Genomic DNA, 25,785 nt, shown 5'->3' with positions numbered 1-25,785 from the left:
GCTTATCCCTCCAGCGCGATGATCTTGAGGGATTCAATCCCCCGGTCATCTACGATCTTCACCGCAATTCGCTTGTTGTCACCGGCCTCAAACGGCAGTGACACCGTGCCGTGAAACTGCTCTAGCAGGTCCTCGTCCAATTCGGCCCGAATTGTCTTTTTCAGCCGGTTCCAGCCACCCTTGGCATCAGCCATAGGGAAAAATACCTGATGCGGCATCAGCGAGCGTTGGTCATAATCCGTGTCCAGTGACCACATGGCAATCTGTTTGGTACCGCCACCTTCGATCTCGCCGGTCTTGGGGTTGAAGTAATCGAAACCATGCACCTCGACCTGCCACAGCCCATCATCGCGCTTGCGTACCTCAACCTCGGGCTGACCCATAAGCCAGAAACTTTCATTGCTGGCACGCTTCTTTTTAAGATCTTCGGTAAGAAGGTCGGTGTTCATTTGCACCTTGAGGAAAGTCATGCCGGGCACGTTCATCTCGTCGACATCCTTCGCCGCCTCCGGATCAAAGGTGAAGGCGCAGAACAGCAGGAACTTGGGCTTGGGCATCAGCGTGTAGGCTTCGTTCATCGCTTCTTCGACTTGGCGCTGCTCAAGGGCTGCGTGTTCGGGGCCGAAACTGACCACGACCCGTTCGCCCGTATCAGCGACTGATCCGCTGGCATGCAGGAACTTCGTGCCCGGGATCACCTCGAACTCCGCAAAGCGCATCATGTTGCCGCCCTTACCGCGCACGCCGGTTTTCAGCAGCTCATCGCGCCAGAGCGATTGTCGCGAAGTTTCGCCAGAGCGGGCGACGGTGCTATCAGCCTCTTCCGCTGGCAGACTTTCATCGAGGGAGAGCACAGTGGGGGCAGGCACTGCCTCGACACTGAAGGGGCCGGTGATACGCAGCTTATTCTTGTCGATACCGGGCTTGTCGTAGAGCGTTTCTTGTTCGGCGTGATCGGAGATGGACTGATCCATACGGCGCTGCATGGCCTGACGGGCCTTGTGGAAGTCTTCAAACGGAGACTTCGCCGCTGCGGGCCAGAGCGGCTTGCGATCTTTGTCGAGGGGCCAGTCAAATGGCACCTCCCATTCCTCCAGCACGTCGCCATCGCGGAAGGAGACCTGTTTGCCCTTGCGATAACCTTGGCTGGGCTTGACCGGCAGCGGGGGCGCGGATGTGAGCGCGGCGTTCAGATCGGCCAGCGCCGCCGCGATCTTTGGGTGATCCTCGTCATAGATCGTGTCGATGTCGGGGTTGTTGGCGATGCTCTTCAGCGTGATATGCGGCACGGTTTCATAATCGAACCCGCCCTTCAGCCCTTCATGGGGATAGCGCAGGGCGTAATAGTCGAAACTGGCCGTCATCAGCCGCTGCTTGGCCAGTGTGATCGCCACGCGGGAGGTGTCGCAGGTGATCCATCGCCGCCCCCATTTCTCGGCGACAAAGGCAGTGGTGCCGGAGCCGCAGGTGGGGTCGAGCACCAGATCGCCGGGATCGGTGGTCATCAGGAGGCAGCGTTCGATGATCCGCTGGGAGGTCTGTACAACGTATGTTTTTGGCTCAGCAAAGCCAGTTATCAGAACATCACGCCAAAGAGTGTTAACCGGACTAACGGGGAAATCCTCCAAATACCGACGATACATTGGCGTATTGCCAATCGGGATAATTCGATCCGCCTTCTTAACGCGGCAGATGCCAGTGGTGTTGGATTTCCAGCCGCCTTTGCCGGGCTTGAAGGTTTTCCCGAAAGCGTCGAATTCGAAGAGAGTTGTTTCGCCCGCTGATTGGCTCGTCAGATTGTCCGGAGCAAACACCCTCCAGTCTTCGGCCTCGGAGTACTCAATATCCTTCGCCATGCGTTCTTCCGGGCCAGACGGGCCCTTTCGAGCAAATTTGTATTGCGTGGTTCCCTCCGAGCCGAGAGTTTTGAATGAATAGAGTTGACGATACTTCAGCTTTTCGCGGTCTTTGGCGAACCAGAGAACGTAGTCAGAAACAGTTGCAAGGACCTTCGTTCCGATCGCAGGGCTTCCCGCGCCCGTTGTCTTTTGGGCTATGATCTCCGAGCAGAAATTCTCAGAGCCAAAGATTTCGTCCAGCATTTCACGAACGTGATGCACATTGTCATCCGAAATCTGCACGAACACTGACCCGCTCTCGGTCAGCAGTTCCCGCGCCAGCATCAGCCGGTCGCGCAGATAGGTGAGGTAGGAATGGATGCCCAACTCCCAGGTGTCCCGGAACGCCTTAATCATCTCGGGCTCTTGCGTCAGATCGGCGTCTGACCGGTCCTTCACATCTCGCTTGTTGGTAAATGGCTGAAAATTCGACCCGTATTTGATGCCATAGGGCGGGTCAATATAGACCATCTGCACCTTGCCGCCCATGCTCTCCTTGGTCAGCAGCGAGTTCATCACCAGCAGGCTGTCTCCCGCCACCAGCCGGTTCGACCAACCCTTTTCGTGGTGGTAGAAATCCAGCGCCTGGCGCAGCGGCAGGTTCTCGAACGGGGCCGCGAACAGGTCCGCCTGCCGCCATTGCGCGCTTGCGTCTTTGCCCTTCAGCCGCTTGGCCGCATTGGCGAGGATCGTCGCCGGGTCCACCCGTTCATGGACGTGGAGCGAGACGGTATCGACCTCAAAGCTCGTCTTCTCCGCCTTGCCCGTCCAGTTCAGGTAAGGGGCCTGCAAGCGTTTGAGTTCTTGAAGCGCGTCCTTCATCCGCTCCGGATCGTCACTGGCCAGTGCGTCGTCAATCAGCGTTTCAATCGCCCCCCGCGCGCTGTCAAAGTTCAGCACCGGGTCCAAGTGCGGGTCATGGGCCCAGGTCGATCTCACCCCATCCGGGTCGGTGTCGGCGTGCACCATCCCCACCTCGGGGTTGTTCACCCGCGTCTCGCCATGGCGGTACGAAAGCACCTCGGTCGGCTCATCCGATTTGCGGCTGGCCTTCTTGCGAGTGCTGCTGGTGCTGGTGCTGGTGGCTTTAGGTTCCTTCGCCACGGGCGCGGTCAACTCCAGATCAGCCACATCCGCCCGATAGACAGAACCGCCACGCCCCTTGCCCCGACCAAGGATGCCTTCATCAATCAGCGCGTCCCGTGTTTCGGTATAACTCTCATCGGAAAGGGTCGGGATATGGTCGCGCAACCGAGCCATCATGGCTCCATTTCCGATGGATGAGCCGTCTTCGGGCAAAAGAGAGAGAATAAGGCTGCGGAGCGTGTCGGACATAGAGGCGGTCTCACTAGATATGAAAAGGTATGTGCGCGCCCGAAGGGGGCATCTGGCTATTAGAATGTCTGCTGGTCGATATCTGTATTCTTGCGGGTTAACCGGAGCAGATAATCTCCGACAAAGGCTGCCGTGACGCCCGAGGCAAGTAGCGCCGCCGATAGCACCAGCCCAAAGGGTGGAGTAATACTAGAACTCAAGATGGCAATAATCGCGCCTAAAGATCCGAACCCGATCCCCATGATGCGAAGACGGCCCGCCAATCGATTTACCTGCTGTGCGTATTCCAAGTTCGTTATTCCTCCGCCTCATCTTGAAAGATTGAGAGCACTTCCTTCACTTCCGTTTGCGGGTCTGTTCCCTTTGCAATGGTCTGCTCGAGCACATAACGAGCAATGCGGCCAAACTTTTTTGGCGTAAAGGCTCCCGCCGAAACTTGCTCAAAAAGCGCTGCGGCTATTTCTTCCGACAGGTCGATAAGGTTGTTTGTCGGAACCGTTTCCTCGCCAAGAATTAGCCAGCTCAAATCAACCTGCAGGCGCTCAGAAAAGTCAACGGCTGTCCTCAGTGACGGTTCACGTTTGCCTAGCTCATAGCTTTTGTAAGACCGCTCCGACACATCGAGGAGCGCGGCGCACTTCACTTGGGAGTAGCCGGAAGCTTCTCTCGCTGAGCGCATTCGTGCGCCAATGAACTCCAGTCCCGTTGACGTATGCTTCATTTTTCCCTATCGTGTAAAAAGTTACACCGTTGCGTTGCTCTTAGCCTAGCATCGCGAAATTTTGCACGAGAGGGAAGAGCTGTGTCGAGTTGCTCATTACTTTCACCGCGCGAACTCGCAGAAAAGAGCGGGTGGCCGGAACGTCGGATCAGAAATCTGATGGCCGCACGCCAACTGAAGCACATCAAAATCGGTGGGGCGTTCTATCTGCCGGATGATGCAATCACCGAGTTCATCGAACGGAACATGGTAACGCCAGATGATCGCTGTGAGGAGCAAGGACATGAGTAAGGAGGCGATTGCAGCAGAAATAGCCTTAGTCAGCGCCAGCGAGTTGGCGCAGATGTTTGGCTTTTCTTCTCCAAATGACGCTTTTCGCACATTCTGCCGTCGTCTGGATGTCCGGCCAATCCGTCGAAATCCCAACTACTTCGACGCCAAGCTTGTTCGGTTCAAGCTTGATGCGGCGCAGGGGCTAACATCCGTCACAAGCAGCATCAGTCAGGAACATGACCTTGTAGCAAGAAGGAGAGCGCGCCGTGCCTCGGAGTAATCTTCCTAAAGGTGTCCACCGCGTGCGCCGGGGCACGAAGGAAGGCGTCTTGCACCACTTCTATGCCTGGCGGGGCGGCCCTAAATTCTGGGCGTCAAGAGAACGCGAGCCACGCGATCCAGGCTTCTCGCTGGCCTATGCCGAGGTGATGAATAAGCACCAGCCTTCCGAATACATGACGTCTCACATGGTTGATGACTTCTTGGATAGCACTGCCATGCCCAAAGGGGTGCGCACGAGACAAGACTATCGAAAGTGGGCCTTGCGTTTCGCCGATGAGTTCGAAGAAGACCCCGCCAAACTGTGGGAAAATCCAAGATCGCGGGGAGAGCTGAACGAATGGCGTGCGAAATGGAAAGATTCCCCGAAGCAGCATGATTACGCGGGCACTGTCGCCGTGAGAATATTGAACTGGGCGCGGAATGAAGGCAAAATCTCAGCTCACTACTGTGACCGACTGCACCGTATCTACAGCGTCGATCGGTCCGAAATTGTTTGGACCGATGCTGATCGCCATAACTTCTTGGAGGTTGCTCCCGATTGGGCTGGACGCGTCTTGACGCTGGCTTGCGAAACCGGCCTGCGACCATCTGACTTGGTGCGACTCACGCGTGACAATCTGGAGAAGTTCGATGGCATGGAACGCTTCAGGGTGCGGACCCAAAAACGTGGCCGAATCGCGCACATCCCGGTGACGCCGGAGCTACGCACGCTGATTGACGCGACGCCTTCTGACCAGTCCATACTACTCGTGAACGACCGCGGCAGCCCTTTGAATGCTGTGTCAGCCAGCCGCGCGATTGCTCGATATCGTGAGCGCATCAAGGACAAACTGAGCGATCCATCGCTTCGCTTGCAAGACACACGTGGGACTGCCGCCACACGGCTACTCCGCGCAGGTTTGGCGCTCAATCAGATTGCCAACCATATGGGGTGGTCACTGCGCTACGCGGCATCGGTAATCGAACACTATGCCGCTGTTTCACCCTCAGAAAGCGCCGAGGTTTTGGAGCTTCTTGGGCGAGAAAAGCGGCGTCGCGAGAGCAAAACTGTAAACGCTATTGTAAACGCCCAATGACGGGCAGAACTTGGAAGGTGTTAAGTGCTTGAAGTTAAATGGAGGCGAGTACCGGAATCGAACCGGTGTACACGGATTTGCAATCCGCTGCGTCACCACTCCGCCAACTCGCCAGAGTGATGCACTCTCTAGGACCCCGCAGCGGGGGCGTCAAGCGGTTATGGCCGCATGCGGAAGATTCCTCGGGCGTGGATTGTCTCTTCACCAGTCGCGGGCTCTGCGGTTAGGATTCCGTGCTGTGTTGCGTACCCGGTGCCCGTTTCCGACACCCCGCCTGTCGCGCCCGGCATACCGACAGGTCAGCCGCGATTGTGGCGGAAATAAGATTGTGGAAACCGCCGCAGGGGTGGTCTAACCCTTGATCGAAAAGGTTTTTTGCCCGTGTTGAGGAGTGATCAAACGTGAGTGATGCATATTCGGCAACGTTGAAGCTGCTGCAGGGCAGGTTCATCGATGGGCTCCCCGAGATGCTGCGCCCGGTCAAGGAAACGCTCGGGCGCGAGACGGTCGATCTCGCCGAGATCCACGATCTCCACCGCATCCTGCACGAGGCTGCTGGCAACGCAGGAATGCTTGGGTTTACCGAGCTGCACGGCCTCCTCAAGGAGGCGCTCAGGATGATCGAGACCGCCGAGGCCGAGAACCGCACCCTCACGGAGCCCGAGCGCAATGCCCTGATCGTGGCGCTCGCGGGCATCATGCGGGCGCGGGAGGCCGCGCTTTGAAGCGCTCTTACTGCCTGCTATCGGCGCTGCTCGCCGCACAGATCGGCTGCGCCCTGCCTGCGCTCGCGCAAGGCGCCGGAGAGGCGCCCGCCGCGCAGGGCCGTGCCACCGAGACGCTGCGCCGCACGGTGCGCTTCGACGAGATCGGCTTCAATGCCGGCATCGAATTCCGCCAGCTGTCCGGCGACGCCACGTTCTTTCTGCCGGCGGCGCGTGCCGAGGCCATCGAGGGCGCGATGCTGCGCATCGAGCTCGAGCATGGCGAGAGCCTGGAGACCGAGCGCTTCCTGTCGGTCTCGCTGGCCGATCGCGTGGTGAAGGTGGCGTCGCTCGAGGGCAGCTCCGGTCGCATGACCGTCGAGGTGCCGGTGCCCGAGGGCGCGATCACGGGCGGGTTTCTCAAGGTCACGCTCAGCTATTCCGGCGCGCATTCCGAGCAGCTCTGCATCGACGAGCGGGCCTCGGGCGATTTCGTCTACATCCGTCCCAGCTCGGCGCTGGAGCTCTATGTGCGTGGCGGCGCGCTCGACAGCCCGCTCGACGTGGCGCGGCTGATGCCGCGCAACAAGCGGCTGGTGCTGGACGGGGAGGGGGCGGAGATGCTGCCCTTCGCGATGATGGCCGGTGCGGCCTATGACGCCGAGTTCGGCGCGGTGCGGGTCGGCGGCAGCGACGCCGGCGGGCGGGAATGGGCCAGCGGTGCCCTGGTCGCGGGGCGCGACGGCACCCGTGGCGGCCGCGTCGAGGTCACGGCGGTGGACGGGCGCCCGGCGCTCGCGTTCGGCGGCAGCGATCCGGCGCTCGGCCTGTCGCTGCTGGAAAGCGAGTGGCAGTCCCTGGCGGCGGTCGACGGCATCGCGCCGGTCGCGCTCGGGGGCGCAGACGATGCTGACTCGCAGATCACCTTCGCCGAACTCGGCGCGCCCAGGCTGCGGCAGAACGTGGTCGGCAGTTCGACCTTCAGCATGAACTTCGCCGCCGATGCGCTGCCCTCCGGCACGCTGCCCACGCGGCTTGAGCTGCTGGTCGCGGCGGCCAACTCCGCCTCCGGGCAGGGCGTCGCGGTCAGCGTCTTCGTCAATGACGCGATGATCGGGTCGCGACCGCTCGACAGTGCCGAGCCGGAGTGGCTGGATTTTGCCGTGCCTGAAGGGCTCGTCGGGCGCGACAATCAGGTCGACATCCTCGTGCAGAGACAGGTCGAGGGCGGCGGCTGTCGCTACGCGCCGCAGGGCTTCCCGACCGAGATCCTGCCGCAAAGCCGTTTCGTGCTGGGCGACGCCCCTGCCGCGGGCGACGACTTCTTCCTGATGCGGCAGGCCTTCCGCGATGGCGTCACCGTGGTGGCGGAGCCGGGCGTGGCCGAGGCCGCATGGCCGCTGCTGCTGCCGCTTGCGGGCGCGCTGATCCCGGATGACGCGACCGTCACCGGCGCGGCACAGCTGTCGCAGGCCGAAGGGCCGTTCATCTATGTCGGGGCCAATCCGCCTGCCGGCAGCGATCCGGCGCTGCTCTTCGATCAGGGCGCGGTCGAGATCCTCGATGGCGACGGCGGCGTGATGTTCGCGGGGGCCGGGCTCGAGACGCTGAGCTTCGTGCAGGTCGTCGAGACCGCGCAGGGCGCCGGCATCTGGATCCGCCCGGGTGATGGCCCCGCGCCGGAGCCGACCCGCGCCAACCCGCTGCAGCTCGATCGCGGGCAACTGGCGATCCTCGACCGGGACGGGCTGGTCCTGTCGGTGGCACGCAGCCGCAGCGACCTGCTGCAGGTGCGCTATCCCGACCAGCTCGATGTGATGCAGCTTCTCGCGAAGTACCGCCCGTGGATCGTCGGCGCGGCGTGGCTGGCGCTGACACTTCTGCTGATCCGCTTCCTTCAAGGCGTCTACCGGAAGCGCCGGGACGGCTCCGAGGGCTGATCGGTGGCGCTCGACGCGGAAAGCGAGGCCATCGGCAACCTGCTCTACGATCGGGGTGTCCTGACCGACGCGCAGCTTGACGAGGCCGAGGACCTTGCCGAGGCCTGGAATCTGGGCCTCGTCGAGGTTCTGCTGGGCAAGCGCTGGCTGAAGGCCGCCACGATCTATCGCGAGCTTGCCTATTACTATGACGTGCCGCTGCTCGACCTGTCCGAGACGCCGGCCGACACCGCGCTGCTGCGCCGCTACGACGTCACAGCGATGACCGAGGCGCAGGTGATTCCGATCCGCGAGGGGAACGGTCGTCTGACCGTCGCGACCGCGCGGCCCGGGCCTGTCACGCTGGTCAGGATCATCGAGATCTTCGGCAACGAGGTCGACATCGCCGTGGCCACGCGGCTCGACATCTCGCTGGCGCTGCAGGCCGCGTTCCGCGAGGAGCAGTCGCACGAGGCGGTCTACGGGCTGGCCGAGACCGATCCGGTGATGTCGGCGTCGAACGTGATTCTGCCGGCGCAGGTGGTGGTGCTTTACGCCTGCATCAGCCTGTTCCTGTTGGGGCTGGCGCTCGCGCCGGTGGCGACGCTGATCGCGCTCAACGTCGTGATGACGGTGTTCTACCTCGGCAACTTCCTGTTCAAGGCAACGCTGGTCTGGGTCGGGAGCGAGGCGCAGGAGCGCATGTCGCAGTCCATCGCCGCCGAGGCGGCCCTTCTGCATGACGACGAGTTGCCGGTCTACACCGTGCTCGTGCCGATGTTCCGCGAGCCCGAGGTGCTGCCGATCCTCACCAACGCGCTGCGCAACCTCGACTACCCGCTGGCCAAGCTCGACATCAAGATCGTGCTGGAGGAGAGCGACCACGACACCATCGAGGCGGCGCGCTCGCTCGACCTCGAGGGGGTGTTCGAGATCGTGCTGGTGCCGGCCTCGCACCCTCAGACCAAGCCCAAGGCCTGCAACTACGCGCTGCAATACGCGCGCGGCGAATTTCTCGTGATCTTCGACGCCGAGGACAAGCCCGAGCCCGACCAGCTCAAGAAGGTGATCGCCACCTTCCGGCAATCGGCTCCCAACACCGCCTGCGTGCAGTGCCGCCTGAACTACTACAACGCGCAGGAAAACTGGCTGACGCGGATGTTCACGCTCGACTACTCGCTGTGGTTCGACCTGATGCTGCCCGGCCTGCAGCGCCTCGGCGTGCCGATCCCGCTGGGCGGCACCTCGAACCATTTCCGCATGGACGTGCTGCGCCAGCTCAAGGCGTGGGACCCGCATAACGTGACCGAGGATGCCGATCTCGGCATCCGGCTCACCCAGAAGGGCTACCGGGTGGGGGTGATCGACTCGACCACCTTCGAGGAGGCCAACGTCTCGATCCCGAACTGGATCCGCCAGCGCTCGCGCTGGATCAAGGGCTACATGCAGACCTTCCTCGTGCACACCCGCCGCCCCGTGCATCTGGCGCGCACGGTGGGGCTGTCAGGGGTGATCGGCTTCGTGTTTTTCATCGGCGGCACCTTCCTGTCGGGGCTACTGAACCCGATCTTCTGGGGCATCTTCGTGCTGTGGATGATCTTCGGAGCGCAGGTGATCGAGCCGTATTTCCCGCCTGCCATCCTCTACATGTCGTTGATCAACCTGCTCGCGGGCAACGCACTGCTGATCTACCTGACCATGGTGGCCCCGTTCCGCAGGCGCTGGACCTATCTCGCGCCCTGGGGCGTGACGGTGGTGGGCTACTGGGTGCTGATGACCATCGCCTCCTACAAGGCTCTGAAACAGCTGGTGTCGAACCCGTTCTACTGGGAGAAGACCCAGCACGGCCTGTCCAAGCACACCGCCGCCGAACTGAAGGCGGCGGGCGACGAGGGCGAGGCCGCGACGTGAGGGAACTGGTCTGGAAAATCGCCCTTTGGCTGCTGGTCAGCGCGGCGATGCTGCTGCCCATCGCCTGGGTCGAGGGGCATGGCTTCCTCTCCTCCGCCACCATCCAGATGTGGGCCAAGGCCATCGTCCTCACCGACGGGCCGGCGGTGTTTCGGGCCACCGACGCCTTCTTCCCCCCGCTGCCCTTCGCCATCGTGCTGGTGATGCAGTGGCTGAGCGGTGGCACGGGCATCCCGCTGCCGCATGTGCTGAGCGCGGCGGTCGGAGGGCTGCTGGCGGTGGCGTGGTACCACAACCTTCTCAACCGGGCGGCCTATGACCGTGTCTCGGCGGCGCTCGTGGTGCTGCTGCTGTTGCTGAACCCGATCTTCCTGCGCGCCCTGAGCGACGGGCCGAGCATGATGTTCCTCATCCTTGGCGCGTGGCTCTTCTTCAGGGGGCTTGTGAACATCCGCCTGTTCGGCACCGCGCCGGACATGATGAAGGTGGGACTGGCGCTCCTGATCGCGACCATGTCGCACGAACTGGGCGTGCTCTTCGCGCTGGCGACGCTGCCGGCGCTGGTGCTGGCAGCGCGTCCGAGCCTGATGATGGTCTCGCCCTGGGGCTATCTGGTGTCAATGTTCTTTCCGGTGGTCGCCGCGGTGCTGTCGCTGTTCTTCATCAGCGCGGTTCTGAAGACCGATTTCTTCGCGGTGCAGATGCTGTCGCCCGACATCGCATGGGCCGACGCCACCTTCGTCGCGATCCTCTGCCTCCTGCCGGTGCCGCTGATGGTGATCCTGCGGCTGTTGCCGCAGGCGCGCTTCTCGATGCCGCTGGCCGGCATCGTGCTGACGCTGGCGGGCATGGCGCTGCTGAACCGCGTCTACCCGGTGCAGCCCGACCCGGTGCTGGTGGCCGCGCCTGCGCTCGGCGCGATCCCAGTGGCGGCGCGCTGGTGGCCGCGCTCGGCGCTGCGCGCGCTGCCTCTGACCGCGCTGCTGCTGGTCTCGGCGGCGCTGGGTGGCTGGGCGATGGGCGCGCTCGGCGGGCCCGAAAGCCGGGCCTGGCTGCAGGCCGCGCGCGGTGGGACGGTGACGAACCCCGTGCAAGAGGCTGCCCCCGTTGCCGCCTTCCTGCGCGACCGGGAGCAGGTGTTCGCGGATGTCGAGCGCCATCCGGATCTCGTCGCGGCGCTTGGACATGCGCGCAACTTCATCGCGGCGGGCGATCCGGCGTACGATCGGGTGCTGTTCGGAGGCCGCCCGGCCGGGGAGTTCGTGGTCGTCGGCGTGGACGAAAACGCACCGGTTGTCCGCGACCGGCTGTTGCGAGCGCTACCAAGACTGAAGAATAACAAGGATTCGAGATTCGATCTCGTATATAACTCGGAGAACTGGATGGTTTACCGTGTGAACAGAGCAGGAGACACCTAAGTGCGCAAGTTTATCGCGGTCGACGACTCCGAGATCGCGCGAGAGCTGATCAAGGCGACGCTGGCTGATTTCGGCTATCATGACGTCTCTTTCTTCGGGAACCCGAAAGAGGCGCTCGAAAGCATGACGGCCGACGAGGTCGCCGCCGATCTGGTGCTGCTCGACGTGATGATGCCGGAAATGGACGGGGTCGAGCTTTGTGCGCGGATCCGGGCGCTCGACAAGTGGCGCGATGTGCCGATCGTTATGCTCACCAGCCGCGAGGACAAGGGCACGCTGTCGCGGGCCTTCATGGCGGGGGCCAACGATTACCTGACCAAGCCGTTCGACCGCATCGAGTTCCAAGCCCGCCTACGGGCGCAGCTGCGCCTCAAGGCCGAGCTCGACCGGCGCAAGTCTGGTCCGCGCAGCACGCGCGCGTCGCGCCGGACGAGCTCTCAGTTCTCGCTGCCGGGTCTGCTGTCCGATCGCGACGCGCTGCAGGACGCGCTTGCCCAGCTGGGCGACGACCGGCTCGACTCGCTTGGTGTCTTCGCGCTGTCTGTCGACGCCACGGCGCGCAACACCGTCGATTTCAGCTCCCGCGAGCGGCAGGAGATCCTTGCCGCGGTGGCCGAGGTGCTGGCGCAGGTGCGGATGCCGGCGGGCAACATGCTGGCGCATTGGGAAGGCGATACCTTCTGCGGCGCATCCCTCGTGCACGACGACGATGCGCTGCTCGCGGATGTGCGCGACCTCGCGATGTCGGTGAAGCGGGCGCTGGAAACGATGCCGGGCAAGCTCAAGGGCGCGGTGCCGGGCGTGAGTGTCGGGGTCGCGCTGCCGGGCTCTGCCGGAACCGTGTCCGAGGCGCTTGGCAAGGCGTTCGGCGCGCTCGAGGAGCAGGGCCAGAAGGGCGGCAATGGCATCAAGGTCGCGGGTGCCGGCCGGCGGAACCAGTAGGGAGCGACAGGTCATGCCCAACCGACTCGCCCGCGGCTTCCGAAGCAGCTTTTCTGCGCTTGTCCTGACAAGCGGAGCCACGCTGCTGTTCTTCCTGCATTACGATTACGAACGCACCTTGCGCGAGGGCGAGGTCCGCCTGAGCCATGTCGCCGACCTCTTCAATCAGCATTTCCTCGGCGCGCTCGAGCTCGCCACCGTTCGCGCGGAGGCGATGACCGTCCGGCTGGGCGACTTCAACCTCTACCAGGTCCCAGCGCTTGAAGCCGAGTTCGGTGACGAGCTGCGGCAGTTCGTCGAGGATGTCGACCAGATCTCGGCGATGTTGGTCTTGGACCATGACGGGGCGGTGCGCTGGGCCTCGATCGAGGGCTTTCTCGGCCTGTACCTCGATAATCGGGACTATTTTCAGGGCACGCTCGACGGGGGCGGCAACGGCTACGTGATCGGCGCGCCGTTGAATTCGGCGGTCAGCGGACGGCGCGTGACCCCGATCGCCTGGCCGATCATTTCCGAGACCGGGGAGATTGCCGGCGTGATGGCGTCTTCGCTCGAGTCCGGCTACTTCCGCCGATTGCTGGAAGAGACGCGCTTCGACCCAGAGATGCTGGTCGATATCCGCGCGATCGATGGCACCGCCGCCTTCAGTTCCGAAGGGTTCGATGAACTCGCCGAGACCCGGCTCGTCTCCGTGTCCTCGCCCATCGAGGGCACCGGGCTGGAGACCGTGATGGCGCTGCCGCGCTCGGTGGTGATCCGCAGCTTCCTGCTGCGGGCGGTGGCCTTTACCGCGGTCTACGCACTGCTCTCGGCGCTGGCGCTCTACGCCGCGATCCTGGCACATCGCCGGATGCTGGCACTGCGCGTGAGCCTCGCGCAGACCGAGCACGAGGCCTGGAATGCGAAGCAGGCGGCGAAGCAGTTTCAGGCGATCTTCCAGAACGTGGAGGACGGTATCATCGTCTTCGATGCGCTGGGAGAATTCAGGACCTCGAACCTGCGCGCGCAGGAACTGTTCGGCGTCGACAATGCCGAAGACGCGGTCGAGCGGTTCCGGGCCAGCGCGCCGGTCGATTTCGAGCATCTGGCCGACAGCACCTCGTTTATCTTCGTCCCCGATGCCGGCAGCAAGGACGGGGTCATCGGTCGTGAGATCCGCTGCAAGGTGAGCCGGGTGGAGGCCGTCGAGGGACACACGCTTTACTGCGTGCTGACCGACGTGTCGGCCGAAGAGCGGCTGATCCGGGCGCGCACGGTCTTTGTCGAGACGGTGAACCACGAGCTGCGCACGCCCCTGACCTCGCTCAACGGCGCCATGCGGCTGCTTAGTGCGCGCTTCAGCAATGAGCTGCCGCCGAAGGCGCGTCAGCTGCTCGATCTGGCAGAGCGCAACGCCAACCGGCTGATGATGCTGGTCAATGATATCCTGACGCTTCAGGCGATGGACCAGGGCCGGCTCGACGTGACCCTCGAGACGGTGCGCGCCAACGACATCCCGCGCGAGGCAGTGACCAACATGCAGGGCTATGCCGACGGGTTCGGCGTCGGGCTGTTGCTCGAGCTGCCGGACACCTCCGCCCACGTGCATGTCGATCCGCAACGGATGCAGCAGGTGATGGACAACCTGATCTCCAACGCGGTGAAATACTCGCCGAAAGGGGACAGCGTCGAGGTCTCGAGCGCGGTGGCCGATGGCGAGGTTATGATCAAGGTGCGCGACCACGGGGTCGGCATTCTCGCCGCCGCTCAGGACGCGATCTTCGAGCGCTTCGCCAAGCCCGCCCATGGCCCGGACACGCAGGCCAGCGGAACCGGGCTCGGTTTGGCGATTTCCCGCGAACTTGTCGAGCGCATGGGTGGGACTTTGTCGCTGGAGAGCGTACATCGGGATGAAGCCCTTGGCGATCAGCCTCATGGGTCCACCTTCATCGTGCGTCTGCCGCTGGCGCAGATCGAGCAACGGAGTGCCGCGGAGTGAAAGTTCTATTCGTCGACAACGAAACCGACATCGTCACGCTGGTCGAGCTCGCGCTCGACGGCGAGGATGACATCGAGCTGACGGCGGTGACGTCCGGCGAGGCCGCCATGGGCGAGATTGCCAGCGGCCGCTACGACATGTTCGTTTTCGACCTGATGATGCCGCCGCCCGACGGTCGCCAGCTCTTGCGGGCGGTGCGCAGCGATCCGGCCAACGCGGACAAGCCGGTGCTGATGTGCACCGCCAAGTCCGATGCGGTCGCCAACGAAGACCTGCGCGAGGCCGGTGCCACCGAGGTCCTGTCCAAGCCGTTCGATCCGCTGTCGCTGGCCGAGGTGCTGCGCGGGGTTCACGCCAATGGCTGAGGTTCGGCGGGGCGTATTGCCGGGCGCACTGGGTTTGCTGGTGATGTCGGCAATGCAGGCCGGGGCCGCTGCTTGGCCGCGGGCCGAAGGGCAATCCTTCCTGTCCTATTCCTACCAGTTCCAGATCAACGAGACGACGGATCGCAACTATTCGTCGCTGTATTACGAACATGGCGTGACCGAACGGCTGACCTTCGGCATCGACGCCGGACGGAGCGACGGCTCGGGAGACCTCACGGGGCTCCTCTTCCTGCGCAACCCGCTGCTCTCGACCGATGCCGGGACGTGGATCTCGGCGGAACTGGCGGTCGGTGCCATCGAGATCGAGGACGAGATCTATGGCGTGCTGCGCCCCGGCCTGTCCTGGGGACGCGGGTTCGAAACCGGGCTCGGAAGTGCCTGGGCCGGGGTCGAAAGCACGTATGCGTTCCGGGGCGATGGCTCCGAGGAGGGCAAGATCGACGCCACGGTCGGGCTCAACCACGCGTCCGGATCGTTGTCGCTCGTGCAGCTGCAGTATGCCGCGCCCACCGGCGGCGACGACAGCCTCTCGATCGCGCCGTCGCATGTGATCGACCTCAACCGCGGGCTCTTTCTCGAGCTCGGCGGCGCCTACAAGTTCACCAACGAGGCAGCCTCTCTGAAAATCGGGCTCTGGAGCGAATTCTGAGCCCGGTTTCCATGACGTAGGATGTGCCGCTCAAATCCTCGCGATGTGTCGGAACCTTTGTCGAAGTCGCTCGTTGACTTGTCAAAGGACATACTGATTAAGGGATTCAGGACAATGGCGAACTCCACCGCACAAACCCCGACCGGCGCCACCGCTTCGACCGGCACCAGCAGCAAAGAGCGCGATCTCGACGCGCTGAGCGATCAGATCGCAACCCTCCGCAATGACCTGTCGGCCCTGACCGAGATGGTCGGCGACATCGGCAGCCGTCGCGGCCGTGAAGCCAAGGCCAAGGCCAAAGCCAAGGCGGACGACCTGCGCGGGCAGGGCGAAGAGATGCTGCATGAGGCCGGCCGCCGCGTGGCGGATTTCGAAGATCAGGCCATTGGCCAGATCCGTGCGACGCCGCTGCAGGCGGTGGGCATCGCGGCTGCCGCCGGCTTCCTGATGGGCTACCTGAACTCGCGGAGGTAAGATCCGCTTATGTTCTACGCGCTCGAGCTTCGGCTGCGTCTCGCCATCCGCCGCATCGTCTTTGGCGCGCTCGCGCTGATCGCGGTGATCGTGTCGGCGGTCTACTTTACCCGTGCCGGGCTTGTTGCATTGGCAGAAACCTACGATCCGCAGACCGCACTGCTGATCGTGGGTGGGATCTATCTCGCGATTGCGCTGATCCTGTTCTTGATGGGGAACCGCCCGCGGGTGGCCGCGCCTCCGCCCCCGGTGACGCCGGCCGCGAGCCTCGCCAGCCTGCTCGAAGCCTTCCTCGCCGGACGCGCGGCAGGCTCCGCCGCAGGTGGCCGGCGTAGCGATGAAGACGACGACTGACAGGACATGACGTCCGACGAATGAAGGGGCGCCCCGCTGCGGGCGCCCTTTTTCGTTGCTGCAAATGCGACCTCTTCCGACATTGCGGCACCGAAGCAAGTGTGGCAGAACCGTCCTTGACCATACTGAACGGAAGAGTTTCGCGGATGACCGATTTCGCCACGCGCCGCCGCATGATGGTGGATACGCAGGTCCGGCCCTCGGACGTCACCAAGTTCCCGATCATCGACGCCATGCTCCGCATCCCGCGCGAGGCCTTCGTGCCCGCGTCCGAGAAGGAAGCCGCCTATGCCGGTCGCAACGTGCGTCTGGCCAAGGACCGGGTGGTGCTCGAGCCGCGGACGCTGGCCAAGATGCTCGACGCCGTGAACATCGACAACGACGACCTCGTGCTCGATATCGGCGCCGGCTTCGGCTACTCCTCGGCGGTGATCGCCCGCATCGCGGAGGCGGTCGTCGCGGTCGAGGATGACGAGACCTTCACCGCCGAGGCGCAGAGCCTGCTTGTCGAGCATGGCGACAACGTGGTGTTCCACGAAGGCGCGCTCGCCGAGGGTGCCGCCGAGCATGGCCCTTACGATGCCATCGTGATCGAGGGCGGGGTGGCGCAGCTTCCCGAGGCGATCACGGATCAACTCAAGGATGGCGGACGCATCGTGTGCCTGTTCATGGACGGCGCGCTCGGAACGGTCCGGGTCGGATGGAAGATCGACGGTGCAATCACCTGGCGCTTCGCTTTCAACGCAAGTGCGCCGGTCTTGCCCGGTTTTGAAAAACGGGACGCCTTCGTTCTCTGAAGCGCCCGCGGTATGTAGGTCTGGAAGGGGGCAGATGGCGCGCAAGTCCGTTCTTGGGATGCTAGCCGGCGTCTGCCTCGCGGCAGCGATGTCGGCACCGGTCGCGGCCGAGACGCTCGCCAGTGCGCTCTCGGGCGCCTACACCACCAGTGGCCTTCTCGACCAGAACCGCGCCGTGCTGCGCGCAGCAGACGAAGACGTCGCACAGGCCGTGGCCGCGCTGCGTCCCGTCATCAGCTGGACCGGCAGCGTCACCCGCAACTACGGCGCCCAGAACGCGGCGTCGACCGGCGGGATCTGGGTCGACTACGCCACCAACACCGCCAGCGCCAACCTCGTGGCCACGCTCGTGCTTTATGCCGGCGGCGCGCGGGTGCTGAACCTCGATGCCACCCGCGAGGCGGTGCTGGCCGCGAGGGCCGGGCTGGTCGGGGTTGAGCAACAGGTGCTCTACGACGGTGTTTCCGCCTTCATGGAGGTCCGCCGCGCCCTCGAGACGGTGCAGTTGCGCCGCAACAACGTGCGGGTGATCGGCGAAGAGCTGCAGGCCGCGCGGGACCGCTTCGAGGTCGGAGAGGTCACCCGCACCGACGTGGCCGCCGCCGAGGCACGGCTGGCTGCCGCCCGCAGCCTGCTGGCCGCTGCCGAGGGCACGCTCGCGGTCAATCGCGAGGTCTACAACGCGGTGGTCGGGCGCTATCCCGACAACCCGCAGCCCCCCGGCGGCCTGCCGCGCCTGCCGGCCGATCCCGCGACAGCCAAGGCGCAGGCGCTGCGCGAGCACCCCGACATCGTGCAGCTTCGCCACGTCGTCGCGGGCAGCGACATCGCCATCGCCATCGCCAAGGCGCAGATGAAGCCGACGGTCAATCTCGAGGGGCGCTGGGGCATGAGCGGCACCTTCGATTCGCCCTATGCCAGCGAGGGCGGCTCCGTGACGCTCGGCCTGAGCGGTCCGATCTATCAGGGCGGGGGGCTGTCGTCGGGCGTGCGTCAGGCGATGGCGAACCGCGATGCCTCGCGCGCGCAGCTCTACACCGCCGGCCAGCAGATCGAGCAATCGGTCGGCAGCGCCTACGCCCGGCTGCGCATCGCGCAGGCGTCCATCGTCTCCACGCGCGAACAGGTGCGCGCCGCAAGCGTCGCATTCGAGGGCATCCGCGAGGAGGCCGCGCTTGGCGCGCGGACCACGCTCGACGTGCTCGATGCCGAGCAGGAGCTTCTCGACGCGCGGGCGGCGCAGATTTCGGCCGAGGTCGATGAGACGATCGCGGCCTATGCGGTGCTCGCCTCGATCGGCCAGCTCACGGTTGATCGGCTCGGGCTCGACGTGCCGCGCTACGATCCGTCCGTCTATTTCGACCTCGTGAAAACCGCCCCCGTCACGTCCCGGCAGGGCGAGGACCTCGACCGTGTCCTTCGTGCCCTCGGAAAAAACTAGGCATTTTGCATCTGTTGTCTGGAATCGTCCGTCGCGGTAGAGTTTCCGTGAGGCAAGAGTGGAAGATGAATGTCCGATCCCGTGACGAATGTGGAAATCGAGGACGTGCTGTCCTCCATCAGGCGACTCGTCGCCGATGATGCACGTGAGAAATCCGCCCCGCAGAGCGGGCAGGGGAAGCTTGACCGGCTGGTCCTGACCCCGGCGCTGCGCGTGCCCGAGGATCGTACCGCGCCGTCTCCGGCGGCGGACAAACCCTCGACAGTGCGTCATGCCTCCGAAGACCTCGCGCTGGCCGAGCGAGGCCCCGCATCCTCCCCCGCCGCTGATGCGCGCGAGACCGCGGCGGTGCCCTTCCGCCTGCATCGCGCGCCGACAGACGAGTCGTCGCCCGAGAAGCAGCCTGGCGCGCCCCGTGCTGACGCTGAACCGCTGGCCCCCGCCGCGTCTGCGCGCCGCCTGACGCTTGGGCTGCCCGCCTCGGACGAGGAGTTCGAAGAGATCTACGACGACGGCGGCGATGAGCCGTCCTTCGATACCTCCACCCTGCTCGGCAAGCTGGTCGAGGAAGAGCTGGCACGGGCGCTGGCCTCCGAGACCGAGGCGCGCCCCAAATTCGCACGCTCCAGACCCGCGCGGACGCAAGAGGCTGCGACCGGGCCGCAAGGCCGGGGTGCCGATGACGAGGGTCGCGGCGCCGCCGATGACGGCATTCCCACTGCCGAGGCGCCGCTGCCGGAGCCCGAACTGCCCGAGATGTCTGCGCACCTGCATGACACGGTCGGCGAGAACGCGCGCGACGGGGAGGCCAGTCTCGCGCAGAAGATCGCAGCGCTCGAGGCCATGATCGCGCGTCACAAGGCCGAGGAGGCGGAGGCGCAGGAGGATGCGTCCACCGCGACGGTCGGGCAGATGTCCGACGATGCGGCGCACAGCGTCGACACCGTCCGCGCGGCCTTTGTCCACCGCCCGCAGAAGCCTCTGGAATGGCAGGACCATACGCCGAACGAGGTCGGCGCCGCGTCCGCTGCGTGCTCGGATGCGCTGGTGCTCGAGGGGCCGATCTGGAGAGGTGCGGACCGGCATGACGTGCCGGCGGCCTCCCGGCATCTTCCCGATCTGGCGGTGCCCGAGCATGGCGATGCGCTGCCCGCGCCGGTGGATCTGTTCGATGAAGAGATGCTGCGTGATCTGGTGACCGAGACCATCCGTCAGGAGCTACAGGGCGCGCTCGGTGAGCGCATCACCCGCAACGTCCGCAAGATGGTGCGTCGCGAGATCCATCGCATGGTGACCAGCGAGTATTTCGACTGAGAATGCTCTGCGCGGCGGGCTGACTGCCACGAAAACATGGCTGTAAAACCGAAAGGCGCTCCCCTTGCAGGGAGCGCCTTTCGTTCAACGTGCCGATCGTCTGGGTAGTATCAGGCGGCCTCGGCGCGATCCGCCGCGGCTGCGGCGTTGCGGCGTTCGCTCTCTTCGCGCGACAGCGCGACAGAGGTACGGATTCCCTTGCCGACAAATTCCATCAGGCCCTGAACGACACGTTCGTTCGGATCGATGCCGGCACAGCTCAGAACTTCACGGCCGTCGCGCGACCGCGCCCAGCGGGCGATCTGCTCGGGGCCATTGCCGTATTTCTTGTCGTCGGCGATCGCGTCGTCGAGCGCAGCCAGAACCACGGCAGCAAAGAGCTTGCGTGCCCGGTTGCCCTGTTCGGCGTTGAAGGCTGTGCTATCCACGAAATCTTTCATATTTCGACCTTTGATTATTGCTCTTGTCTTTTCCGGCGTGTGTGGCGTTATGGACCATTCCGTTCGATTCGGATACACCACATACGCATGGCTGACATGCGCTCACAACATTGCTCAATTCTTACGCACACGATATTCGCTGTCTTGCATGGGCAGGACTGGCCAGATATAGGACCGGCCAGACAATCATCAACCTTTTGGCGAGGTTTCGCTCCTTATGCCCAAGATCAACGGTAACGAAATCCGCCCCGGCAACGTGCTCGAGCACAATGACGGCCTGTGGGCCGCGGTGAAGGTCGACCACGTGAAGCCCGGCAAGGGCGGTGCCTTTGCACAGGTTGAGATGAAGAACCTGCGCAACGGCTCCAAGCTGAACGAGCGCTTCCGCTCCGCCGACAAGGTCGAGCGCGTGCGCCTCGAGCAGCGCGACATGCAGTTCCTCTACGAGGATGACGGCATGTTGATCTTCATGGACACCGAAAGCTACGACCAGGTCCAGCTTCCCGCCGACATCCTCGGCGACCGGCGCCCGTTCCTGCAGGACGGCATGACCATCGTGGTCGAATTCTACGATGCCGAGGCGCTCAACGCGACCCTGCCGCAGAAGGTGATCTGCAAGATCGCCGAGACCGAGCCGGTGGTGAAGGGCCAGACGGCCGCCAACAGCTTCAAGCCCGCGGTGCTCGACAACGGCGTGCGCATCTCGGTTCCGCCCTTCGTGGGGCAGGACGAGGACATCGTCGTGAACACCGAAACCATGGAGTATTCGGAACGCGCATAACCCGCGCGCCGACCACTCTTGTCCCCGTGCGATCCGGGGGCAGACATGACGAGATGACCAAAGGCCTCCGGCGCAAAGCCCAGGAGGCCTTTTTCATGATCGATCACTTTCTCCAATCGGATCTGCCACAGGTGGCCAGCCTGCTGCGCGGGCTGAACGCCCTGCATGTGCAGCGGGTGCCGCACCGGTTCCACGCCGAGGCGGACGATGCCACGCTGGCCGGGATGCTGGCGCAGGACCTCGAGGCCGGCGCAGAGGCGTTGGTCTACCGGGCCGAGGGCGTGGTGCGCGGCTACCTGCTCTGGCGGCTGCGCGAGGTCCCCGAGAGTGCGGTGGAGCGCCCGCGCTGCCTCGCGGTGCTCGATCACATCGCGGTGGCGCCGTCCTGGCGGCGGCGGGGCATCGCGCGTCGCTTGGTGGCGGGCTTCGAGGCCGAGATCACCGCGCGCGGCTGCGAGAGCTGGGTGGCCCATGTTCACAGCTTCAACGGGGCGTCACGCGGGCTCATGCAGCGCGCCGGTGCGGCGCGGGCGGTGGAGGTCTATGAAAAGCGCCTGTTCTGAGCGAGGCGGCGGGCTCAGACCCCGGAGGCGTCGAGCAGGCCGCTGACCATGCCGCGGTAATTCGCCCCGAAGAGCCGCAGATGCACGAGCGCTGGAAAAAGCTGGTAGATGGGGCGGCGCTCGGCCCGGCCCGGCTCGGTGCCGCCGTAGCCCGCCCAGAAGGCGTCTGGCGGGGTGCCGAACAGTTCCAGCATGGCGAGGTCGACCTCGCCGTCACCGTGATAGCAGGCGGGATCGATCATCCACGCGGTGTCGCGCCCGAAGAGCGCGTTGCCGGTCCAGAGGTCGCCATGCAGCAGGGCAGGGGGCGGGGATGCGGGCAGACGCTCGGGCAGCGCTGCGGCGAGCGCTTCGACCCTGTGGGCCAGATCAGCGGGAAGGTGCGGCAGGAACGGCAGCAGGCGATGCTCGGCCCAGAAGCCAGGCCAGCTCTGCGCCGCGCCGTTTTCGATCGGGAGCGGCCCGAAGGCGTAGGGCTCGGGCCAGCCATAGCCGGTGCCGCAATGTTCGTGCAGTGCCACCAGCCCGGCGCCGAGCGCCTCCCAGCCGCGCGCAGAGGCCTGCGACTCCTCGAGCCATTCGAGGCAGAGCAGGTCTCCGGCCTGATGCAGCACCCCGGGCACCGGGGCGCCGGCAGTGGCCATGGCGGCAAGCATCCGGGCCTCGGTATCGACCCGCACGCCGCGCTTGACCGCCATCACCCGACCGTCGCTCAGCGTGACCTTCAGCACCTCCGAAAGGTCGCCGCCATGCAGGGGCTGCGCCGACGTGACCTCGGCCCCGAAGACCGGCTCGAGCGCCGCGAGCGTCACGGCGTGTAGCGCACCGTTGCGCCCTCGGCCGTCATCTCGCCCTTAGCTCGGTCGAAGCGCAGGTAGGCGATGCCGTGGCCCTCTGCCTGGGTGTAGAGCGTGCCCGCGGCCTTCTCGCCGGCGAGGATGTCGCTACCGACTGGCGCGCTGCCGGACACCTCGACCTGCGCGAGCCCCTTGCGCAGCTCGGTCTTGTGCTTCATCCGCGCGGTGACTTCCTGCCCGACATAGCAGCCCTTGCGGAAATCCACGCCGTTCAGGCGCTCGAACCCCGCTTCGAGGATGAAGGTGTCGGGCGTCAGCTCGATACCGCTCTCGGGCACGCAGGCGGCGACGCGCAGCGCATCCCAGTCGGCGTCTTCCCCGGTCTGGCCGTCATAACCGCGCCAGCCCATGCGCGGGTCGCGCGGATCGACGAAGGCGCCCTCCGGCTCGGGGCCGGTGCCGCGGGTCACGGTGATGTCGGTTTCGGAGACCTCGACCTTGGAGCGCAGCTTGTACATGGTCAGCATTTTCTGGAGGTCCGGCGCCAGCGCCGCATCCACATCGATCAGGATGTCCTCGCCCTTGGGCACGAGGAAGAAATCGGCGCGGTATTTGCCCTGCGGGGTCAGCATGGCGGCGTAGACCAGCCCGTCCTTCAGGCGGGCCACGTCATTGGTCACCAGCCCCTGCAGGAATTGCTCCGCCTCTGGGCCGCTCACCCGCAGCACCTTGCGTTCGCTCGTCATCGTACTCTCCCGATCGGTCCGTCGTGTCGTCTGGACGCAATCTAGGATGCCTGGGCGGCGGGTGCGAGGGGGAGAGGGCTCAGGTTTCGGAAAACTGCAGCGCGTGCAGCCGTGCGAAGGTGCCGCCGCGCGCCAGCAGCTCGTCATGGGTGCCTTGCTCGACCACCCGGCCCTGATCCATGACGACGATCTTGTCGGCATGGCGCACGGTCGAAAGCCGGTGCGCGATGACCAGCGTGGTGCGGCCCTTCGCAAGCGCATCGAGCGCCTTCTGAACGACCGCTTCGGACTGCACGTCGAGGGCCGACGTGGCCTCGTCGAGCAGCAGGATGGGCGTGTCGCGCAGGATCGCGCGGGCGATGGCCACGCGCTGGCGCTGGCCACCCGAGAGCGACGATCCGCGCGGCCCGACCTGTGCGTTGAGCCCGCCCTCGAGGCGGGGCAGGAAATCGGCCACGTGCGCGGCCTCGAGCACCTCCTGCAGGCGCGCGTCCGAGATGTCGCCGCGGCCGAGCAGGATGTTCTCGCGCAGCGACTCGTCGAACAGCAGGGCTTCCTGGCTGACCACCGAGAACAGGCTGCGCAGCTCGGCAAGCTTCATGTCCGAGACCTGGGTGCCGCCGATCTCGACCCGCCCGCTGGCCGGATCGACCAGCCGGGTCAGCACGTTGAAGATCGTCGATTTGCCGGCGCCCGACGCGCCCACCAGCGCGGTGGTCTTGCCGGCCTCGGCGGTAAAGCTCGTGCCACGCAGCACGGGCGCGTCGCCGTAGGAGAGGTGCACGTCCTCGAGCACGATGCCCGGCACGCCCTCCGGTGCGGCTTTCGGCGCGGCGGGGTCGCGCAGCGCGGGCACCATTTCCATCAGCTCCTTCAGGCGCTCGATCGAGGCGGCGGCGATCTGCCAGGTGCCGCTCACCGCGCCCAGCCGGCGCAGCGGCTCGAAGGCCAGCGCGATGGCGGTGAAGAACGCCATGAAATCGCCGACGGTCTTTTCGCCCGCGATGATCTCGCGGCCGCCGTAGAACAGCACGCCGATGAAGCCGATGCCGGCCATGATGTCGATCAGCGCCGGAATCGCGGCGCCGCCGAACGAGGATCTGACCTCGGTGCGGATGCGCTTCTTGGTGAGATTTGCGTAGCGCCCGGCCTGATAGTCTTCGAGCCGGTTGAGCTTGACCGGCACGATGCCGTGGAAAATCTCGTTCAGGCGGGTCGACAGGCCGGCCGAGATGTCGCGCGCCTTGCGGGCGTTCTTGCGCACGTAGCGTTGCGCGAAGGTCGAGGGCAGCACCATCAGCGGCGCGCCCACCAGTGCGACGAGAGTCCAGCGCCAGTCGATCGCAAGCGCCACGCCGAAGAGCGAGAACAGCGAGATCACATCGCGCCCGGCGCCGGAGATGATGATCTTCCAGACCTTGGCAATGCTGCCGACATCGCCTTCGATGCGCTGCATCAGGTAGCCCGGCCCGTAGGACTGGTGGAAGGCGCCGTCGAGGGTCATCAGATGGCCGACAAGGTCGTTGCGGATATCGCCCACGGTGACCTGCGAGATCTGCGACATCAGCACCTTCTGGACCACGCTCGCCACCGCACGCACGAGGAAGCTGCCGAAGATCACCAGCCCGACCCACCAGATCGCGTCCCCGTTGCCCCCGACGAAGACAGTGTCGAACATCGGCTTCATCATGTAGCTGAGCACGCCGAACATGGCGCCTTCGACGCTCATGAAGGCAAGCGCGACCATCAGCAGCCAGCGGTGCTGCCAGAGGTAGTTGCGCCACAGCCAGATGAACAGGTAGCGCGAATTGTGGTTCGGCCCGCTCACGCCAGCTCTTCCGGCGGCCGCTTGGCGTCGAACCCGGCCTGAACGGCCTTGCCGTCGTATTCGGTCCGGACCCAGTCCTCGAACGGGATCGGCGCACGGCGATTGCGCGCGGCATAGACATCGAGAATGTAGCCCTGAACCCCGGTGCGGGTGAACTCGAGATGGATGTATTTCAGCCCGAGCTGCTTGCGGGCGACCTCGACCGGGACGCCCTCGAACACCATCAGGTACACCGCCGAGGCGAAGCCCGCGCGGTCGGCGCCCGACTTGCAGTGGAACATCATCGGGCGTTCGGCATCGCGCAGGGTGTCGATCAGGGTGAGGATGCGCTCGCGCTTGGGCGCGGAGCGGGCCCAGAGCTTGGCGTGCTCCAGGGTGAGCCCGAGCTTCGCGCAGCTCTCCTTTTCAAAGAGGTAGTGAGAGAACTTCTCTTCGCCGCGCAGCGTGATCACCGTCTTGATGCCCATTCTGGCGTATTTCTCGAAGCGCCGGTGGGTCGGGTGGTTCGAGCGCCAGACGCCGGGCGCGATCTGCCAGAAATTGGTCCAGACCGTGCGCAGCCAGGCGTGATCGAAGAGGTTGTAATGGAACTGCGACAAGGCCCGTGCCGCCGGGGTCGAGATATCCTTGCCGAACGACCGGCGTATGCGCCGCTCGCGGTGTTCGATCTTTCCCCAGAGCTTTGAGAGCATGAATGACGTCCCGATGGCCTTTCGGCGGTTTAGTGGCCTTGGGCGCGCGTGGCAAGCGGCGGGGCG

The 25,785-nt window shown here is 64.7% G+C and carries 25 protein-coding genes and 1 tRNA gene; 17 read left to right on the top strand and 9 right to left on the bottom strand.

Annotated features, from left to right (window positions below; genetic code table 11):
• Positions 1 to 2: 2 nt before the first annotated feature.
• Genes LCM15_RS06155 through LCM15_RS06145 form a run of 3 tightly spaced genes read right to left on the bottom strand, consistent with a single transcriptional unit; the run spans position 3 to position 3,954 of the window.
• A complete protein-coding gene (locus tag LCM15_RS06155) occupies positions 3 to 3,233 on the bottom strand; it encodes a site-specific DNA-methyltransferase (RefSeq protein WP_224854340.1) in 3,231 nt (1,076 codons plus the stop codon).
• A gap of 59 nt (positions 3,234 to 3,292) precedes the next feature.
• The gene (locus tag LCM15_RS06150; protein ID WP_224854337.1) at positions 3,293 to 3,523 is read right to left on the bottom strand and encodes a hypothetical protein; all 231 of its coding nucleotides are present in this window, start codon (positions 3,521 to 3,523) and stop codon (positions 3,293 to 3,295) included.
• 5 nt (positions 3,524 to 3,528) lie between these two features.
• Positions 3,529 to 3,954, bottom strand: coding sequence for a helix-turn-helix domain-containing protein (locus LCM15_RS06145; RefSeq protein ID WP_224854334.1), 426 nt, complete (start codon positions 3,952 to 3,954; stop codon positions 3,529 to 3,531).
• A gap of 283 nt (positions 3,955 to 4,237) precedes the next feature.
• Between LCM15_RS06145 and LCM15_RS06140 the strand changes: the two genes are divergently transcribed.
• Together LCM15_RS06140 and LCM15_RS06135 are read left to right on the top strand one after the other, a co-directional pair.
• On the top strand, positions 4,238 to 4,507 hold the full coding sequence (locus LCM15_RS06140) for a hypothetical protein (protein ID WP_224854331.1): 270 nt from the start codon (positions 4,238 to 4,240) through the stop codon (positions 4,505 to 4,507).
• A gap of 49 nt (positions 4,508 to 4,556) precedes the next feature.
• A complete protein-coding gene (locus LCM15_RS06135; protein ID WP_224854328.1) occupies positions 4,557 to 5,585 on the top strand; it encodes a tyrosine-type recombinase/integrase in 1,029 nt (342 codons plus the stop codon).
• Positions 5,586 to 5,624: 39 nt separating this feature from the next.
• Here the strand turns inward: LCM15_RS06135 and LCM15_RS06130 are convergent.
• Positions 5,625 to 5,698, bottom strand: a tRNA-Cys gene (locus LCM15_RS06130).
• A gap of 288 nt (positions 5,699 to 5,986) precedes the next feature.
• Between LCM15_RS06130 and LCM15_RS06125 the strand changes: the two genes are divergently transcribed.
• From LCM15_RS06125 to LCM15_RS06065, 13 genes are all read left to right on the top strand, one after another.
• Positions 5,987 to 6,310 (top strand): hypothetical protein, encoded by a 324-nt coding sequence (locus LCM15_RS06125; protein WP_224854325.1) that lies wholly within the window; start codon positions 5,987 to 5,989, stop codon positions 6,308 to 6,310.
• Positions 6,307 to 8,229, top strand: coding sequence for a cellulose biosynthesis cyclic di-GMP-binding regulatory protein BcsB (locus tag LCM15_RS06120; RefSeq protein ID WP_224854322.1), 1,923 nt, complete (start codon positions 6,307 to 6,309; stop codon positions 8,227 to 8,229). The genes LCM15_RS06125 and LCM15_RS06120 overlap by 4 nt, the downstream gene beginning before the upstream one ends.
• A gap of 3 nt (positions 8,230 to 8,232) precedes the next feature.
• Positions 8,233 to 10,119, top strand: coding sequence for a glycosyltransferase family 2 protein (locus LCM15_RS06115; protein ID WP_224854321.1), 1,887 nt, complete (start codon positions 8,233 to 8,235; stop codon positions 10,117 to 10,119).
• On the top strand, positions 10,116 to 11,537 hold the full coding sequence (locus LCM15_RS06110) for a hypothetical protein (protein ID WP_224854318.1): 1,422 nt from the start codon (positions 10,116 to 10,118) through the stop codon (positions 11,535 to 11,537). The genes LCM15_RS06115 and LCM15_RS06110 overlap by 4 nt, the downstream gene beginning before the upstream one ends.
• Entirely contained in the window at positions 11,538 to 12,479 is a 942-nt protein-coding gene (locus LCM15_RS06105; RefSeq protein ID WP_224854316.1) for a response regulator, read from the top strand.
• Positions 12,480 to 12,492: 13 nt separating this feature from the next.
• Positions 12,493 to 14,457: an ATP-binding protein gene (locus LCM15_RS06100; protein ID WP_224854313.1), complete on the top strand. Its 1,965-nt coding sequence runs from the start codon at positions 12,493 to 12,495 to the stop codon at positions 14,455 to 14,457.
• The gene (locus LCM15_RS06095; protein ID WP_224854309.1) at positions 14,454 to 14,822 is read left to right on the top strand and encodes a response regulator; all 369 of its coding nucleotides are present in this window, start codon (positions 14,454 to 14,456) and stop codon (positions 14,820 to 14,822) included. Before LCM15_RS06100 ends, LCM15_RS06095 begins: the two co-directional genes overlap by 4 nt.
• Entirely contained in the window at positions 14,815 to 15,492 is a 678-nt protein-coding gene (locus LCM15_RS06090; protein ID WP_224854307.1) for a hypothetical protein, read from the top strand. The genes LCM15_RS06095 and LCM15_RS06090 overlap by 8 nt, the downstream gene beginning before the upstream one ends.
• Before the next feature lie 114 nt (positions 15,493 to 15,606).
• The gene (locus LCM15_RS06085; RefSeq protein ID WP_224854304.1) at positions 15,607 to 15,966 is read left to right on the top strand and encodes a DUF883 family protein; all 360 of its coding nucleotides are present in this window, start codon (positions 15,607 to 15,609) and stop codon (positions 15,964 to 15,966) included.
• 9 nt (positions 15,967 to 15,975) lie between these two features.
• The gene (locus LCM15_RS06080) at positions 15,976 to 16,320 is read left to right on the top strand and encodes a phage holin family protein (protein WP_224854303.1); all 345 of its coding nucleotides are present in this window, start codon (positions 15,976 to 15,978) and stop codon (positions 16,318 to 16,320) included.
• 146 nt (positions 16,321 to 16,466) lie between these two features.
• A complete protein-coding gene (locus LCM15_RS06075) occupies positions 16,467 to 17,117 on the top strand; it encodes a protein-L-isoaspartate O-methyltransferase family protein (RefSeq protein WP_224854300.1) in 651 nt (216 codons plus the stop codon).
• Positions 17,118 to 17,151: 34 nt separating this feature from the next.
• Positions 17,152 to 18,558 (top strand): TolC family outer membrane protein, encoded by a 1,407-nt coding sequence (locus LCM15_RS06070; protein WP_224854297.1) that lies wholly within the window; start codon positions 17,152 to 17,154, stop codon positions 18,556 to 18,558.
• A 69-nt stretch (positions 18,559 to 18,627) separates the two neighbouring features.
• Positions 18,628 to 19,872: a hypothetical protein gene (locus tag LCM15_RS06065; RefSeq protein WP_224854294.1), complete on the top strand. Its 1,245-nt coding sequence runs from the start codon at positions 18,628 to 18,630 to the stop codon at positions 19,870 to 19,872.
• A gap of 110 nt (positions 19,873 to 19,982) precedes the next feature.
• Here the strand turns inward: LCM15_RS06065 and LCM15_RS06060 are convergent, their stop codons facing one another.
• Entirely contained in the window at positions 19,983 to 20,312 is a 330-nt protein-coding gene (locus LCM15_RS06060; RefSeq protein WP_007797315.1) for a DUF6280 family protein, read from the bottom strand.
• A gap of 217 nt (positions 20,313 to 20,529) precedes the next feature.
• On the opposite strand from LCM15_RS06060, the gene efp reads away from it, so the two are divergent.
• Positions 20,530 to 21,093, top strand: a complete 564-nt coding sequence (efp, locus tag LCM15_RS06055; protein WP_224854291.1) for an elongation factor P — start codon at positions 20,530 to 20,532, stop codon at positions 21,091 to 21,093.
• Positions 21,094 to 21,188: 95 nt separating this feature from the next.
• Positions 21,189 to 21,656 (top strand): GNAT family N-acetyltransferase, encoded by a 468-nt coding sequence (locus LCM15_RS06050; protein WP_224854289.1) that lies wholly within the window; start codon positions 21,189 to 21,191, stop codon positions 21,654 to 21,656.
• A 14-nt stretch (positions 21,657 to 21,670) separates the two neighbouring features.
• Here the strand turns inward: LCM15_RS06050 and LCM15_RS06045 are convergent, their stop codons facing one another.
• The 4 genes from LCM15_RS06045 to LCM15_RS06030 form a co-directional block, all read right to left on the bottom strand.
• Positions 21,671 to 22,468, bottom strand: coding sequence for a fructosamine kinase family protein (locus tag LCM15_RS06045; RefSeq protein ID WP_224854286.1), 798 nt, complete (start codon positions 22,466 to 22,468; stop codon positions 21,671 to 21,673).
• Positions 22,465 to 23,199: a YgfZ/GcvT domain-containing protein gene (locus LCM15_RS06040; protein ID WP_224854284.1), complete on the bottom strand. Its 735-nt coding sequence runs from the start codon at positions 23,197 to 23,199 to the stop codon at positions 22,465 to 22,467. The genes LCM15_RS06045 and LCM15_RS06040 overlap by 4 nt, the downstream gene beginning before the upstream one ends.
• Positions 23,200 to 23,278: 79 nt before the next feature.
• The gene (locus LCM15_RS06035; RefSeq protein WP_224854281.1) at positions 23,279 to 25,027 is read right to left on the bottom strand and encodes an ABC transporter ATP-binding protein; all 1,749 of its coding nucleotides are present in this window, start codon (positions 25,025 to 25,027) and stop codon (positions 23,279 to 23,281) included.
• Positions 25,024 to 25,719 carry a fused DSP-PTPase phosphatase/NAD kinase-like protein gene (locus LCM15_RS06030; RefSeq protein ID WP_224854279.1) on the bottom strand — a complete coding sequence of 232 codons (696 nt, stop codon included), beginning with the start codon at positions 25,717 to 25,719 and terminating at the stop codon, positions 25,024 to 25,026. Before LCM15_RS06030 ends, LCM15_RS06035 begins: the two co-directional genes overlap by 4 nt.
• Positions 25,720 to 25,785: the final 66 nt, after the last annotated feature.

This window comes from Salipiger bermudensis (assembly GCF_020171625.1).
In the GTDB taxonomy this organism is placed as follows: Bacteria; Pseudomonadota; Alphaproteobacteria; order Rhodobacterales; family Rhodobacteraceae; genus Salipiger; species Salipiger bermudensis_B.
Note: the sequence above shows the minus strand (reverse complement) of the source record. Positions and strands in the feature narration are given on the sequence as shown.